The sequence below is a fragment of the Oligoflexia bacterium genome (assembly GCA_034439615.1).
GTDB lineage: Bacteria > Bdellovibrionota > Bdellovibrionia > JABDDW01 > JABDDW01 > JAWXAT01.
The window spans coordinates 1-15,939 of sequence record JAWXAT010000034.1 but is presented as its reverse complement, the minus strand read 5'-3'; the positions used below and the strand labels follow the sequence as shown (position 1 = coordinate 15,939).

Genomic DNA, 15,939 nt, shown 5'->3' with positions numbered 1-15,939 from the left:
CCTTAATTCTTTTTAAGACCCGTAAGGCCTGCTAAACTAGCAAATGCATTATTCATAGAAACTTTTTCCTGTGGCTTTGCTACAGGTTGTGATTTACCAGCACCTGACGGTTTTGTGATCGAACCCACAGCGGCATCCATTTTCATGGTAAGTGCAATTTGATTTTTTTCAAGATTCACTTCAATAACTTTAACTTGAACTTTATCACCGGGGCTCACAACAGAGCGTGGGTCTTTAACAAATGTATTACTTAGTTGAGAAATGTGAACGAGACCGTCTTGATGAACACCAATGTCAACAAAGGCTCCAAAATTTGTAACATTCGTCACAATGCCGGGGCAGATAAGGCCTGGTTTAAGATCTTGGATGGCATGAATATCATCACGATACTGAAACGCCACAAACTCGTCACGGGGGTCACGGCCGGGTTTTTCAAGTTCATTTGCAATATCGTTTAAGGTGAAAGCGCCAATCTCTGTTGATAATTGTTTATTGCTTTTAAGAACACTTGCCCCTGAACCGATAAAGTCAGTGATTTTTTTGCCCATACTTTTTGCTAATTTTTCTAAAAATGGATAACGCTCCGGGTGGATACCGGTATTGTCTAGAGGATTTTCGCTATTAGGAATTCGTAAAAAGCCCGCACTTTGTTCAAAAACTTTTTCAGAAAATCGTGGGAGCTTTAAAAGTTCAAGGCGCGATTTAAAAAGCCCTTTTTTATCTCGATGACTGACAATAGTTTTTGCCAAAGATTCACTAATGCCTGAAATATGACTGAGTAAATGCATGGATGCCGTATTGAGGTTTATGCCCACCGCATTCACGCAAGAATCCACCACGAAATCTAAAGATTTTTTAAGTTCTGTTTGTGAAACATCATGTTGATACTGACCAACACCAATACTTTTAGGATCAACCTTAACAAGTTCTGCCAAAGGATCTTGTAACCGCCTAGCAATAGAAATGGCCCCTCTGACTGTAAGATCTAAATCAGGAAATTCCTCGCGTGCTACTGCACTTGCACTGTAAACACTGGCTCCAGATTCACTCACCATGACAACCGGAACTTTAATATCGTTTTTCTTAAAACATTCGCGAATAAATGTTTCAGTTTCACGCCCAGCTGTACCGTTACCCACAGCGACAGCTTTTAATTTAGTTTTTTTAGCTATTTCACATAAGATTTTTTCAGCGTGAGAACTTTCGCCTTGAGTGTGAATCACTGTACTTGTTTGATATTCACCTGAATCAGAAACTAAAGCTAGCTTGCAACCTGTACGTAAACCAGGGTCTACACCCAATACAGATTTTGAACCAAAGGGTGAAGCTAGAAGTAACTTTCTTAAGTTTTCAGCAAACACTGAAATTGCAGCTTCATCGGCAATTGTTTTTAAAGTTTTATGTACTTGGTTTTCAACACTTGAGAGTACGTGTACTTTATATGCTAAAAGGGCAGCTCGTTTTAAAATAGCAGCACCGGGTGCAGTGGGTACTTTAAGTGCTAATTTTTCAAAATGTGTAACGTTACTCTCGTGAAGCTCGGGTTCATCGGGTGAGCCATCAATAGTTAAAGAAAGTTCTTCTTCTGTCCACCCACGGCGCATCGCCAAATAGCGGTGAGAGTTTTGTGGATTTTGAAGAGAGGTAATCGCTTCAGAATGCTCAAAGTAACGTTCAAACTTACTATGAGGCTGTGCTTTTTTAGCCTTCGAGGTGATAACGTGTGCACGTTTAAAAATAGCATCTCGTACATAATCCCTGAGTTCTGTTTCAAGTGAGAACATTTCTATTAAGATGTCTTGGGTTTTTTCTAAAACAGTTTTTACATCTGTAAGTTCAAATTTCTCATTAATAAATTCTTTTGCTTTATCTTCTAAAGAAATATTTCCTAGTTTCTCTTTTCCTTGGCAAGTATTCCAAATCCATAAGGCCAAAGGTTCAAGGCCTGCTTCTTTTGCGAGAGTTGCTTTAGTTTTTCGTTTTTGCTTAAATGGAAGATAGATTTCTTCAAGCATCGTTAGATCAAAAGTGCTCGAGATGAGTTTTTTAAGTTCAGGTGTTAATTTTTTCTGGTGTTCAATTTCACCTAAGATATGGGTTTGACGTTTAAGAACCATTTCCATTTCTTCTTTTGCGTCGATAACTTTTTGTATCATGACTTCATCTAAATTACCCGTAGCTTCTTTACGATAACGGGCGATAAAAGGAACTGTTGAGCCTTCATCAGTCAGCTTTAATACGGCCTCTGCACTGTGAAGTGAAATGCCTGGTAGTTTTTGTAAAATCCAAGTTTGAAAGTTCATGAGTGTTATCTCGAGCACACGGTTTTATAAATAATTGAGACCTTTATACTTTATAAAATTCGTGGAGCACAAGGTTTTAATTTCAAAGCTTGTTCTCAATTATGCAGAACGTTCTCACCAGCTTAAAATTTAACGACTACCGGTGCTGCGCTTGAGTTTATGATATTTGGATCCACACCCAACTGCCCTTGTTCGTTAGATCCCCAGCATTTGACTTCGCCAGTGAGCATCTCCAGAGACAATACTTACAGCCTTACTTATTAGGCCTTCCACCAGTTTTGGAGTTCCAGTGGTCAAATAGCTAATAAACCCCTCAGATGGCGAAACCTGACTTCCAACAACTCCCCAGCATTGGATTTGACCATCGTTTAAAAGGGCGCAGGTGTTGTTCATGCCAGAGGATAAAGACTTGGTAGAACTTAATAAATTGTTAACCTCTTGAGGCTCTTTTTGTGTTGTGGAATAAAAAAATCTGTTCGTGTTTCTCCATTGCCCAATTGTCCATATCCATTTTCACCCCAACAAAACACCGCAGTGTCTGTAGGATTAGATATTTTTGAAGCTAAAGCGCATGTATGAAATCCACCAGCGCTTAATTCTATGATTTTATAAAACTGAAGATCTAAATATGTGGCCAAAATTGCGTTTTGAGAAAACCTGCCATTATTTTTAATATTTTCTGTATGGGGTTGGAATTCTTTACTACCCAATTGACTTGATTGATTATCTCCCCAGCATTGAACTTTATCATCTATCAAAAGGGCACACGTATGGGCAAATCCTGCTGTGATTTTTACGGCTTTGTTCAATAGCCCCGTCACTAATTTTGGCAGCGGACTTTGAAGTTGTAGCCCATCACCAAGTTGACCAGATTTATTTCTTCCCCAACATTGGATTTCACCATTGGCAAGAAGTGCACAGGCATGCTGACCGCCAATAGATATTTGAACAGCTTGAGCTTTTAAACCTGATACAAGTTTGGGATACGAACGCGTTCGATATGATTCATCACCAAGTTGGCCAAAAGAATTATCACCCCAGCAAATGATACGACCATCTGAAATGAGGGCACATGTGAAATCATTGCTATGGGTTGTACTATCGCTAGTATTCCAAGGAGCCATATGATTTTTATTTCCGCTGATTTGCGTGACATCAGAGCCTGAAAACGAGATAGAAGAGTGATGAAAAGGTGTTCCAGAACCTAAAGAGATATTCGCTGTGGTGATATTCTTGGTTTTAAATTTAGCAAATTTGTCTTTTGCTGAATCACAGTTCTGAAAGCCAATAATAACAATGGCCAAAAAGGCTATTAAAAGAAACTTAAACAATCTTGGTTTCTGCCGCATCGGTCACTCCCCGGTGTAGTACATGTCTATATCGGACAAAAGACCTGGTTGCTTAAATCTGTGTTATTCCGCAGCGATAATGTCCCGCTCAGGCTGGGCAAATGTAAGATATTTAGGTTATCAGGCGACAGATCAGGCGTTATGGTTTTTCACTCTTAAAACAGGAATAAATTTATTTAAAAGTCCAATACCGAGGCTTAGAATGATCTATTGGCTTTAAGTTGTATCTCTGCTCTGGAGAATACCCGTAAATAAGCAAATACTTAATATCTTCAAGAACTGGTAATTTTGATCCGTAATAGGAATGGCCTAAACCAAACATCGAAGTGTCAGTAAGACTAGCATCTATAGTTTGAATCCCCTCAATTAAAAGGTTCATCAAACCAAGTCGCTTATGCTTATGTAACCACTTTGATGCCATTAACGCCTTATCATTTCCGGAAGAATAGACTGTCACTCTTTTTGCTGCATCTTTAATCGCATAGGAAATATCTTTAAAAGTTCCGGCATCAACGTCGGGGGCAGCTAATATAACTTCTTGGAAAGTTTTAGGCCCCACTGCTCGACTTTTCCAAAGGGACTCAATAGCATTCGTTAATGCTCTATTTCCCATGCTATGTGCAATGAGATGAATTTTTTGTGCACCAGAGGTTTTAACAATATCATTTATAAAAGTACTTAAGTGTCGGTAGCTCCATTCAACATTGGCTTCGTCGACCGGATATCTCCAAATTTTTGCTTCACTTGGCCAGCTATAAAGTATCGGGGCTCCTTGAAATTGTATATCAAAAGCAATTTGCGCTGTTCTTCGCAAAGCCTCATCGAAAGTTACATTGTATCCATGAACAAAAATAAATAGATCTTTATTGTAAGCTGTAGAGACCTTCGCTTTTATTTTTTGAAAAAAAGTATCAGCCCCTTCAACTGCGACAGACTTCACCATCACATGCTGATCAGGATTGTTTCGAAATTCCAATGAATATACCGAAGGAGCTTCAAGCTCGCCTGGCTTATGAGACTTTGGAATACTCACGTCAGCAACACCGAGGGTGATCTGGCTATTTTCATTTCTGTCACCCGTAAATTGCAAACCTGCTCCTGTGTTTAATACTTTACGATCGGTACCGAAAAACACCTTCACTGTGTGGTGTTTATTCATATCTGCAGGTGACTGGCCAGTGGTCCCTGGTTGCGATGGAAAACCACCACCGATAACGTCGACAGGTTTTGAATGCAATTCGCTAAGAATTTTACTAAATGGAATTACTTCTGCAACAATGTGCGGGTCAGAATTAAAACCTATAAACATTTTTATCAAATCGCCAACAACTTGGTTTTCAGAAATAGGCAACGTAATAAGCTCTGGTACACTTTCGCGCGAACAGGGTTTAGCAACCTGTATAATTGAAGTTTGTAAGTCAAAGTTGAATTGCTGAAAACTCATGAGTGATTTGGTGTTCGTATCAACAATACTAACAGCACAACCCCTAAGTTCTTTGTAGGTTCCAGCTTCGGTTACAGGATTATTGATACAAAGAAACTGATTTGCAAACGGGCCATTGGGATTACCTTTTTGTGTGAGCCCAATTGCGATTAAGCAACCCCGCTCAATAGCTTGCGAAGTAACATCAAGGCGTGAAGTCGCAAAAGCCGTGGAACTAAATACAGTGAGCAAGAGGCCAATTATTAATTTCATTTTATTCTCCAGTTGATTCACCGATCTGTACTGCAATTTTATGACCTTAAATAGACTCTTAAATTAGATTTGCCGAAGTGTAGGAACGTACTATTTGTAAGATTGTCTAAAGTAATGACAGTTCGACCACTGTATGTGTTGGTGCGGGTAACGTCTATTTAAGGGTGGTTGGAAGTGATCTAGATGGTGCCACTGAGAAGCTAAGCTTTAGTTTGCACCAAGACCTGTTGGCAAAAGTCATCGGGATCGGGGTGAAATCTTGCGGAACTTAATGTTTATGCTACGTAATGCTACTCGCGAGGTTTTGATATGTGTGTTTTCGGTAACTTACGAACTAGACTAAGTACCGAGCATTCCTTTCAAGATGAAATTTAATCTATCTGGTCTTATACTTATACCATGATCAACTTAAGAAAAACTTTAACAATATCCAGCGCGTGTCTTCAAGCTCAGGGCATTGAACACGCGCTCATAGGTGGTTTTGCATTGGCAGCACATGGCATCAACCGAGCTACTGCCGATATTGATTTTTTAGCTGATGGCAAAAAGAAAAATATTATTATTGAGAGCCTTACAAAGAGTGGTTTCAAACTTGTCCACCAAACAGATGATGTTTTACAATTTCAAGGTGTTGGAAATTTAGATATTATTTTAGCCAATCGACCCCTCAGCCAAAAAATGTTGAGCCTGGCACAAGATTCAGAAAAGCTTTCAACCCGTGTAGTTATGCCAGAAGATATAATTGGTCTCAAAATTCAAGCTTACAAAAATGAACCGACACGTGAACTTCAAGATAAAGCCGATATTCAAGCACTTATTTTAGCTCATAATAGTTCTATGGATTGGAAAAGAATAAAAGAATATGCAGATCTCTTTAATGAATGGGAAGTTATTAAAAAATTAGGTGGTAACAGTGACATTAGATGAATATTTAGATTTTCTAGAGCAATATTGGGAAATATTTGGTCCCATTCCTCCAATTAAAATAAAACCACCATTTAAAATCGCACTTCTGTAATTGCCGAGTGTTCGCGCGGCGTAGTTCGCGTGGTTTATAAGGCTTGTCATACTGGATAAGTCGGAATTAGCTCAAAAATACTAAAGCCTGCATCTGCGTCAGACAATCAAACCGACATCAGCGTATTAATTGGTGATAAGCCTAGTTTGAACAATAAGTGGTGCCTATCTAGGATATGGCATCGTGATATTAAAAAATTGCATAGTGATCCGAAGATCGAAGAAATCAGGACAAAAACAGATATTTTTTTGAATTGTAAGACCGATAGACTCCTCACAAATTTTATGGCAAGAAGCCTTCACAAACGGCTCAAACTTTAAGTTTGAGCCGCACCTAACACATTAAAACAACAGAGCAATGTGAAATTCTGCACCCGAGCTGCCGAATTTTTCGTCTGTAGGATTGGACACCTTATGGAAGCAGCCCTTAAATATCGATCGTACCCAAATGTTGTAAAAAAAGAAGTCGCTCGCGCTCGAAATGTCTATCTCTTTCCAGACATGAAGATCCCGCGCACAACCGCTCAATACTGGGTTAAAACACAGAGGCAAACAGACACAACAAATGTTATCGAGTTTGAATCTGTTTACAGAAAAAAATCTGAATTTTTAGAGAATGAACTTGCCAAAGAAAAGTCTATGCGCCGTTTACTTGAGACGGTCAGAAAGGTATTCCCATTTGACTTTCGAACTAAGCAGTTAAGAAGCAAGCAGTCTCGAGCACAAATCGTAGCAGCTATTCAAGAAAGTCTAAAGCACAACAAATTAAGCCACTGTCTTGAAGCCATAGGGCTTACCAAAAGCTCGTACAGGCGGTGGGCCTCTGAGATTTCTCTTTGTAATAATACAAAGAGCCCGTGCGAGCGAAGAAAAGCTTCGCAGTTAACTGAAGATGAAATCTCATCGATGAAAAAAATTGTCACTGCCAAGAAATACGCCCATATCTCGATCGCATCTCTTCACCTGCTTGCACAAAGAACTGGTGAGTTATTTTGCTCTGTTGATACCTGGTACAAGTACTTCAGAGTGTTTGAGTGGTGTAGGCCTTGGAGATTAGAGAAAAAGGAATTTAAGAAAACAGGTATTAGAGCCACAAAGCCCAATGAAATCTGGCATGTTGATGTCACTGAAGTGGCAATCGCACCTAACGTAAAGTTTTATATTCAAGCCATCATCGATAATTTTTCTAGGTATGTTTTGGCGTGGCGAGTGACAAACGAGATCACAGCCCAAGAAACAGTCGAAACTCTAAAGCTTGCCCGTCAGAAATCTAGAGAATTACTGGGCACGGATATTTCTTCAGATGTAATGATGGACCCAGGAAAAGAAAATAATAATGGAAAGGTTATTCAATTTATCACGTCAAACAGACTTCGGCGTATTCTTGCTCAAGTTGATGTGCATTTTTCAAACTCAATGATTGAGGGACTGTTTCATTCACTCAAGAATCGATTTTTGTATCATCAAAAAATTAAGAGTGGCGAAGATCTCTTAAGAAAAGCAAATTTTTATTTTAGGCAGCATAACGACGTCGTGCCATTGGCAGTCCACAAAGGTGGTGTACCTATTGAAATTTTCAAATCTCAGTGGGACGATCCTGAGCGAACCAAACTTCAAGAGAATAAAAAGTCTGCATTTCTAGCCAGGAAGGCTAAAAACAAACAACCACCTTGTGCGAGCTGTCCAAGTCTAAATTAGAAAAAAGTTTTCTTAAAACACCTGCCTTACAACAAAATCGGAATCGCATAACTATTACCGGCCAACGTTTTTCAAATTTCTGACACTTGAATCGACTAAAAAGTTATCGTGTTGAGATGCAACTTGTCGACGAAAAATTCGGCAGATCAGGTTCAGAAAGTTCAAAAATCGAGAACACAAAAGAAAGTGAACTGATAGAAAAAACTCTTATTCAACTTGCGCTTACAAAAAAGTACAGTAAAGCTTTGAAACACGCAGAATAAAAGGCGATTTTACAATCTCTCGAGAGAAAACACAGATGAAATATTTCTTAAAACCTCTTTAGATTGCAATGGGTTAACAACTCTCAAATAGATATCGTTGCCTTGATGACACTAGGTTCCCGAGGCAGCTGATGGAATTGAGCCCCAAAGCAAAATGGCCGTGGATTTAAAATCCAAGGCCATCTCATTATCTTCTGATTTCCGGAGTATCAGTAACTCAATTCCTTTAAACAGAGCCGCTCGATCCCATGGGGTTAGCGGTGCGTCTGTCAGGACGATTGGTGCGCGAGGGGGGACTTGAACCCCCACGCCGAAGCACATGCCCCTCAAACATGCGTGTCTACCATTCCACCACTCGCGCGCGACATATAAAAATCTAACAAAGGGAACCAAGATTTAACTTCAGCGCGTCACTGAGTCAACTGTTAACACCAATTGAAATTTCACTGGAATTTTTATTAACCGGGCCGACTTACGTAGGTGTCAAATCTATATCAATACTCCTCAAATTGGATGAGGGGTATCAGCGAAGCCAAGGAGGGCGACTTTTGACTCTTATAGATCTTTTAAAGGTGAAAGAAGAGTTTGAAGAAATAAATCGCCGCTACAGAAATACGCACACGCTTCAATCACGTTTAGAATTGGTTGAGCGTGTGAAAAATCTAATGCTGATGATCAAAGATTTCGAACCTGACGTAGGGGACAGCGTCTTAAAATAAATGCCCTCATTGGTTCCTCCATTTGGGATGCCCGGGAGAAGAGATGCTTCCGGGCATCTTTTTATTGTTTTTCAGCTGTCTAATGCGTTTACACCTGCTAAGCACCTAAATTATTTTTCTAACATACTAAAATCACACGTGAATAGTAGATTTTACGCCAATATTTAGACATTGCCTGTCAGGGTCTCAGGCTGTAATTCATAGCTCCGAGTTTACCGTAGACCAATCATAACAACTTAATATCACTGAATTATTTTGAGTATCAATAATCTTGGTACAATCGTCGCAATGAGTCACATGTAGACAGGAGTAATTTATGTTTAATAGAACGAGTAAAATCATAAGCGCCTTACTACTCACATTTGCCGTAGCTTTTGTAGGTTGTGGCCAAGGTAAGCAAGTGCTCTCTAAGCCTAGTGATAACACAGCGGCTGGCCCAGGTGGCAGAGGCCTGGTACCGGGTACCACTCCTATTCCTGGCACATCACCTGTTGGAGGTGCTATTCCAACACCTCCTCCGATTTCATCTGGTGCTACAGCATCATTGGTAGTTTCAGGTGATCAAAATGCAACATTAAAAGATTATGTCGGTGGACCACTTGCTCAAACGGGCCCGGCTCAAATCAATATAAGTGTTTCGCCAGACAGCGGCGTTTATTTAGGCGAAATGCATATTCGGTTTTATGAACAAAATTTCGGCTCACTCATTTTACATAGCGCCGCATTTTATAACGGCAATCACATTGATCGCGGTAACAATGTTCATATTCTTACAGTTGATCCTACAACCGGAAAACCAACTTATCGCATCATGTTTGAAGACCAATACGGAATGCTTGTTTTGCTCCTTACGCCAGTAACAGGTACTGACGTTTCAAATATGACGGGAACTGTTTGGTATCGAAATTTTCAAGCAGCACCCAATACAAATCCACTTTTTAATGGGCAATGGAATGGCAGCACTTGGATTCCACCAAATCCTAAAGCTTATTGCTGGACAGGTGTTATTGGCCCTTCATCACCTTATTACTGTGTAAATCAGAGCGTTCCACCTGCGACAACGGGTGCAACGGCCGTGAAATTTTTAGGAACAATACCTTCAATTGATGGCCATGCGGCTCTGGGAATTTAATGAATATGGAGTTATTTATGAGTAAAAAATATTTTTTCTTAGCCTTTGCATTCGCTGCAGGGATTTATTTGACGGTTCCGGGTTGCGGAAACAAATCAAGTAATAACAACCCCGCTTCAAATGTAGGCATTATTCCAATTGGTGGAATATGCCAACCAGGCCAACCCAATTGTGTTCCTGGCGGAGTTGCTCCAGCGGGTGGAATTCCATTACTCAATGGGCCAGCAGTAACTTCATTAGATTCTAACGGATCAATTATGGTTTTAAGTTTTGGCGCTCCAAATATTACTCCCGGGCAAGCTTATGCGGGCCCTGTGAGTGTGAGCGGTACTGTGACATTTGGCCCTGGCGGATGTATTTCATTACCACCAGGACAACAAATTCCAATACAAGGTCAAGGCTTTTGGACAAGCGGATTCGCTGGTTCAATCGCAGGAGTTCAAGCAAATCTGCAATTGGCAAACAATAGTTCTTTAGCAATGAACGTGACCATCCAGTACGGAGTTGATACCCATCTTCCGGGTTCACCCACAGGTTTTTATATGCAAGGACAAGTCAGTATCCCAGGTTGTTCACCCATTACCTACACTGCACTGTGAGGATTAGAAATTGAAACTCATTTATTTTGCACTCTTAGCATCATTAATTACAGCAGGGTTAAATTGTAGCACGCGTAAACGCACGGCGGAATTAGAGGTCGGCAAAGATGCTGTAGAAGCAAAGCTGAGTCAACTTTCGTCAAAAATTAATGCTTCAACTTTTCCTGAAGATGCAGTGATTAAAGAAAACATGAAAACATTTATCAAAATGCACGCTGAGCCAGGGTCTACAATGTTTTTTGCTGAGTCACCAGGAAGTATGGGCCCCATCGATATTGTCATGCCCCTTAAGCACAACGGATTTTTTGACAACGCTCAAGAATCTGTGAAAGAAACAAATCTTACTAAAACATATGCATTTTTTGTAATTACCAATAGAGCTAACGGTGTTCGCGGCGCTTTAATAATCGCAGGAAAAGACAAAGCCACCCCCGCTGTTGTTGCGGCACCTACTCCCACCCCCGTGCCGGGTGCAACACCTGCTCAGGTGGTACCTGCCGCAGCACCATCGAATGCTGGTATTGACGTGAATTTTGTGCGCATTGGCATCAATGATGATGGGGTTTTAGTACCTGGAAGAAACATTGCGTTGAACCCTGGTGTCTATACTGAAAATGATTTTGGAATAGAACTTAATTTACATAATAAATCAGCACTCATAGTTCGTAGCGACGATATTCTTGATGAAGAAGGTGATGTCGATTTAACTGATGTCATTAAACTTCAACTCAGCCGCATCATTAATGGTAAAGAGGTGTTTTTAGGCCAAATGATTCTCACACAACCTGAGTAATACCTCTTTGCATATTTAAAAAATTCCCAATAGACTATTTCTCATGGAACTTCCAAACCTCACTGATTTTTTAACAAGTGTACTTGTAGAAAAATCAGGATCAAAAAACACACAAAGCAGTTACGCACGAGATTTGAATCTCTTTGGAGAATTCATAAACGAAACAAATGCGCGTGTAGATAATTTTTCTCAAATTAAATTTCAAACATATTGTACTAAAAAGGGTTTGGGTCGTCGTTCTCAGGCCCGTGTAATTTCAACTTTGAGAAGTTATTTTCGATATCTTCAAAGACAGGGTCTCATTAAAGAAGTTCCAAAACTTGAGATCACTGAACATATTAGAACTTTGCCCGAAACGCTTACTGAAGAACAAATTAAATCATTGATGCGTTCAGCAACCACAGAAAAAGATGAGTATCGCCAATTAAGAAATAAAGCGGTTCTTACTCTGCTCTACGCAACAGGGTGTCGTGTTTCAGAGCTATGCGCACTTGATATGGTTGATGTGCAACTTGATCTTCGAGTGATGCGCATATCTGGTAAGGGTGCAAAACAAAGGGTTGTGCCGTTGGTGACAGTGGCTATTGAAGCACTTAATGAGTATTTAAATATTCGATTAAACATGGTTGATCCGTCAGAAAAATCACTTATAGCTAATGATCGTGGTCATAGACCAAGTCGTATTGATATATTTCGATGGCTAAAAAGATGGTCGTTAGAGGCGGGGTTTAAGAAAAATGTTTCACCTCATAAGCTTCGCCATGCCTGTGCAACTCAGCTTTTACGTGAGGGAGTAGATTTAAGATCTATTCAAACACTCTTGGGGCATGCCAGCATTGCAACCACTGAGATTTATACCAAAGTTGAAAACTCTGATCTTAAAGAAACAATCGATCAGCATCATCCGTTGTCCGATACTTCGAACTGATTTTTGACCATCTCCTATTTAAATAAGTTTTAGCCTGGCAATTAATTGCAATTCATAAATCTATGATATTTTATTCAGCAACGCTGGTTGGCGTTAAACCAATCGCGGTAGAAATTGAAATTGATCTCTCATCGGGGTTACCATTTTTTCAAATTGTAGGGCTTCCAGACGCGGTACTTAAAGAAAGTAAAACGCGAGTGAAAAGTGCCATCATTCAAGCGGGTTATAAGTTTCCGTATGAAAAGCGTGTGGTTTTAAATTTAGCACCTTCTAAAGTTCGAAAAGAGGGGAGTGGTTTTGAGCTCGCATTAGCAGCGCGCATTCTTGCAACATCAGAGCAAATAGAAGTACCTCCAAAGTCTGTGATGTTTTTGGGCGAGTTAGCACTTGATGGTCATGTGCGGTGTGTTCCTGAAGTAGAAGCCCTTGCCTTTGCACTTTTAGAGAAAAAAGAAATTGAGATCATTGTAGTTCCTACGGAAGTAGCACCTGCATTGGCGCAAAGTCTGAATACACATGTTGTGGGAATAAAACATATTCAAGAACTTAGACAGCCACAGTGGTGGAATCAAAATACATTTTTAAAAACAGATGAGAGTGCACTAAGTAGTGAAGTCACTGACTTAAATAATAAACAAAGTATTCAAGAAAATTTAGACCTGAGTAAATTAAAATTTTCACGATTTTGGGCAAGGCATCTAGAAATAGCTACTGTAGGGCGGCATCACTATTTGCTTAGTGGTCCGCCGGGTTGTGGAAAAACATTTTTTGCCGAGAGTTTAAAAAGATTTTTACACCGATCTGGTGATGAGATCGATATTGAACAAAAAGCTTTAGATGCCCTTTATAAAAGACATCCAAAAGAGATTCCTTGGGCATCACCCCATCATTCAGCATCTATTGTTGGTTTATTAGGCGGGGGAGTGCCACCAAGGCCAGGTGCACTTACTAAAGCCCACGGTGGTGTTTTGTTTCTTGATGAATTTTTAGAATTTAATCCCTCAGTTTTAGATTCACTACGAGAGCCTTTTGAGAAAGGATTTGTTGAAATCTATAGGGCTGGCCTTCATGTGCAGTTTCCTAGTCGCGTGCAAGTGATTGCTGCTTCAAACCCTTGTCGCTGTGGATACTGGGGGCATTTTGTAAAGGCGTGCGGTTGTCTTGAAATAAATAGACTAAAATATCAAGCTCGAATGAGTGGGCCGCTTTTTGATCGTTTCGATGTAAAAGTATTTTGTGATTCCCCTATGGGTAATGAAGAGAAAATTTCATCACAAGTGATTTTAGAAAGAATTAAAAAAGCTTTGGAGTTTAAAAGTAAGTGTGGCGATATTAAATTTTCAAAACATGCTCAAGATTTTTTAGAGCATAAACAAGATGCAGGCTCTTTAAATTACCGTTCATGGTTGAAGGTTAAAAGTTTAGCTCAGACTTTGGCAGTTTTAGATTTTTCACCAGAGGTTAAGATGCAAAATTTAGAGGAAGCATTTAGGTATTCAGAAATTATATTTGATGTCAAAAAATTGAAATAATATATTTTTGGGGATTAAACTGTTTGTTTTAGAAATTAGATTATTTATTTGAAAATACAGAAATGAATAACCAAAACTCATCGAGAGTTTTTACTACTACTTCTGCTCCGTCTTTATCTTTTATAATCACTCTTTGAGGATTACCTTTAAATTCAACAAATTCTAAATATTCTTGTGATTGATCAAATTCAGCGCGTTGCTTTCTTAAAAACGGTGGAAAGTTACCTTCTGGAAAAAATTTAGGCACAACCACTTGATCTAAATGATCAAGCTGAGGAATTGTTTTCTCATGAACATCACCAAAGGCATATTTAACGGTTTCTGTAAGATTGTGATACTGAGGTGTCTTTTTTCTGTTGTACATGTCATAGCTTATTTTTCTAATTCCGCCCTCGAGTGACTTATTTATTCGATAAAGTCCGCCTTGATCCATGCGATCAAGATAAGCATGAATTACACCTTGCTGTGCCATAAGTTTTGGGTAGGGTTTACCAAGTTTTTTTGAGTACATTTCTTCCCACCATGTACCTGGTATTGATGGGCCATCATGACCAATAACTCCACTGGTGAGTCGTTGCCAAGCTTCGTCAGAAATGCCTAGTTTTTTTGCCATTTCGTCTGCTTCAAACATACTCATGCGACTGTGTTCTAAAAATGCAGTTAAATAATCACCGTTAAAGAAAGTATCTTTATATTTATCAATGATGTGTTGGCTCTTAGCCATGTCAGAAATGTAAAGAGATGAAATGATTTCATCAGGGTTTAATCCGATTTTTTCTAATTCAGTGCGATTAGATCTAATGATGTCGATCATTCTGCGAACGTGTTTTAGATTTTCATTTTTAGATGGATACCCAGCTTTGAGATATTCACGAATAACAAGCGCCGTGAGATCACGAATTGCTTGTTTTTCAAAATCGATATTTGGATCAGAACTTAAGATTCGTCGCATTCCATTTGTGCAAAAATCAGAATCAAAAAGTAAATTTGAAATTGCGCCACTTACGCCTTGACGATCTGCCGCCAGTACATGGGGGGTGGATAAACCGACCGTTAAGGCCATAATTATGGATACTATGAGATTGAGAACTCTAAACATCTCTAACCCTTGGTAAGGACCAAAAACGACACTTTCGTACAAAAGTAGTCTTTTTGGGCGGATTAAGTTCGCTCTATTACTTATAAATAGAGTCAACGCTGTTAATGCAAATCAAGCACCATAATTTAGCCTTTACATCAACTGGTATGACGCATATTTTGTGTGAGTTCAAATTAATGGTGACGTAGCCAAGGGGTTAGGCCGCGGTCTGCAAAACCGCTTACGTGAGTTCAAGTCTCACCGTCACCTCCAAATTTTTAAGGGTTCTTGGTTCTTCCCCATAAAACGGGGCAACAGACTTTTGCAATTAATTTATTTTCACTTCACTGATTACGGTTTTTCGAGCAATTCAGATCATTCTGCGACGATTAATGATTTTGACTGACCATTAACTCTCTGTGACCCTCAACTCTCCAAATAACGATCCATTGTCGATTTACCAAAGGTGTGAAGTGCTTTGAGTTTATTGTGATTTGAACAAAGTAGAGTCAGGTTATCTAGCGTTGCGGCTCCCCCTAAAGCAAATGGAATAATGTGCTCGGTTTGAAGAAAACGCGAAGCAGTACAACGAAGCTTTGAAACTGGATTAATAAAAGTGCACTGAGATTTGGCTCTCACCCACACTTGGCGTTTAATGTGAGCGGGAATGTAGCGAGAGCGTGGAGAAGCTGGATTGCACTTCTCTGGGAAAGCTTTTTTCACCGCTTCAGCTTTGGTTAAATTAACATTGTCTAATTCAGCATTCGCTTCATGAGCTTTGCGCAAATCTTGAGCTTTCTTGTTCTTTGCCAAAATCTTCAAAGCTTTAACT

General features: G+C 39.6%; 15 protein-coding genes and 2 tRNA genes. 10 read left to right on the top strand and 7 right to left on the bottom strand.

All coding sequences use genetic code 11. The features are described from left to right. Positions 1 to 2: 2 nt before the first annotated feature. The 4 genes from SGI74_08070 to SGI74_08055 all read right to left on the bottom strand — a co-directional run bounded on the left by SGI74_08070 (position 3) and on the right by SGI74_08055 (position 5,348). Positions 3 to 2,303: a Tex family protein gene (locus tag SGI74_08070; protein ID MDZ4677451.1), complete on the bottom strand. Its 2,301-nt coding sequence runs from the start codon at positions 2,301 to 2,303 to the stop codon at positions 3 to 5. A gap of 195 nt (positions 2,304 to 2,498) precedes the next feature. Beyond that, positions 2,499 to 2,801, bottom strand: coding sequence for a hypothetical protein (locus SGI74_08065; protein ID MDZ4677450.1), 303 nt, complete (start codon positions 2,799 to 2,801; stop codon positions 2,499 to 2,501). After that, complete coding sequence (locus tag SGI74_08060) at positions 2,723 to 3,652, bottom strand: hypothetical protein (protein ID MDZ4677449.1); 930 nt, start codon at positions 3,650 to 3,652, stop codon at positions 2,723 to 2,725. Before SGI74_08060 ends, SGI74_08065 begins: the two co-directional genes overlap by 79 nt. Positions 3,653 to 3,824: 172 nt before the next feature. Beyond that, complete coding sequence (locus SGI74_08055) at positions 3,825 to 5,348, bottom strand: alpha/beta hydrolase (GenBank protein ID MDZ4677448.1); 1,524 nt, start codon at positions 5,346 to 5,348, stop codon at positions 3,825 to 3,827. 399 nt (positions 5,349 to 5,747) lie between these two features. On the opposite strand from SGI74_08055, the gene SGI74_08050 reads away from it, so the two are divergent. The 3 genes from SGI74_08050 to SGI74_08040 all read left to right on the top strand — a co-directional run bounded on the left by SGI74_08050 (position 5,748) and on the right by SGI74_08040 (position 8,326). Continuing rightward, on the top strand, positions 5,748 to 6,275 hold the full coding sequence (locus tag SGI74_08050) for a nucleotidyl transferase AbiEii/AbiGii toxin family protein (protein ID MDZ4677447.1): 528 nt from the start codon (positions 5,748 to 5,750) through the stop codon (positions 6,273 to 6,275). A 504-nt stretch (positions 6,276 to 6,779) separates the two neighbouring features. Then, positions 6,780 to 8,063: a DDE-type integrase/transposase/recombinase gene (locus SGI74_08045; protein ID MDZ4677446.1), complete on the top strand. Its 1,284-nt coding sequence runs from the start codon at positions 6,780 to 6,782 to the stop codon at positions 8,061 to 8,063. 86 nt (positions 8,064 to 8,149) lie between these two features. After that, entirely contained in the window at positions 8,150 to 8,326 is a 177-nt protein-coding gene (locus SGI74_08040) for a hypothetical protein (GenBank protein MDZ4677445.1), read from the top strand. Between the two features lie 279 nt (positions 8,327 to 8,605). Here the strand turns inward: SGI74_08040 and SGI74_08035 are convergent. Beyond that, a tRNA-Leu gene (locus tag SGI74_08035) sits at positions 8,606 to 8,687 on the bottom strand. Between the two features lie 187 nt (positions 8,688 to 8,874). On the opposite strand from SGI74_08035, the gene SGI74_08030 reads away from it, so the two are divergent. From SGI74_08030 to SGI74_08005, 6 genes are all read left to right on the top strand, one after another. Then, a complete protein-coding gene (locus SGI74_08030; GenBank protein MDZ4677444.1) occupies positions 8,875 to 9,045 on the top strand; it encodes a hypothetical protein in 171 nt (56 codons plus the stop codon). A gap of 316 nt (positions 9,046 to 9,361) precedes the next feature. Then, complete coding sequence (locus tag SGI74_08025) at positions 9,362 to 10,177, top strand: hypothetical protein (GenBank protein ID MDZ4677443.1); 816 nt, start codon at positions 9,362 to 9,364, stop codon at positions 10,175 to 10,177. Between the two features lie 17 nt (positions 10,178 to 10,194). Beyond that, positions 10,195 to 10,776 (top strand): hypothetical protein, encoded by a 582-nt coding sequence (locus SGI74_08020; protein MDZ4677442.1) that lies wholly within the window; start codon positions 10,195 to 10,197, stop codon positions 10,774 to 10,776. Positions 10,777 to 10,786: 10 nt separating this feature from the next. Continuing rightward, positions 10,787 to 11,569: a hypothetical protein gene (locus tag SGI74_08015; protein ID MDZ4677441.1), complete on the top strand. Its 783-nt coding sequence runs from the start codon at positions 10,787 to 10,789 to the stop codon at positions 11,567 to 11,569. 43 nt (positions 11,570 to 11,612) lie between these two features. Further along, positions 11,613 to 12,497 carry a tyrosine-type recombinase/integrase gene (locus SGI74_08010; protein MDZ4677440.1) on the top strand — a complete coding sequence of 295 codons (885 nt, stop codon included), beginning with the start codon at positions 11,613 to 11,615 and terminating at the stop codon, positions 12,495 to 12,497. Between the two features lie 62 nt (positions 12,498 to 12,559). Continuing rightward, positions 12,560 to 14,029: an ATP-binding protein gene (locus tag SGI74_08005; GenBank protein ID MDZ4677439.1), complete on the top strand. Its 1,470-nt coding sequence runs from the start codon at positions 12,560 to 12,562 to the stop codon at positions 14,027 to 14,029. A 40-nt stretch (positions 14,030 to 14,069) separates the two neighbouring features. Here the strand turns inward: SGI74_08005 and SGI74_08000 are convergent, their stop codons facing one another. Further along, positions 14,070 to 15,092: a hypothetical protein gene (locus SGI74_08000; GenBank protein MDZ4677438.1), complete on the bottom strand. Its 1,023-nt coding sequence runs from the start codon at positions 15,090 to 15,092 to the stop codon at positions 14,070 to 14,072. A gap of 214 nt (positions 15,093 to 15,306) precedes the next feature. Between SGI74_08000 and SGI74_07995 the strand changes: the two genes are divergently transcribed. Further along, positions 15,307 to 15,380, top strand: a tRNA-Cys gene (locus tag SGI74_07995). A 153-nt stretch (positions 15,381 to 15,533) separates the two neighbouring features. Here SGI74_07995 and SGI74_07990 read toward each other — a convergent pair. Then, positions 15,534 to 15,939 (bottom strand): HNH endonuclease (locus SGI74_07990; protein MDZ4677437.1); only part of this gene is annotated, 406 nt, incomplete at its 5' end.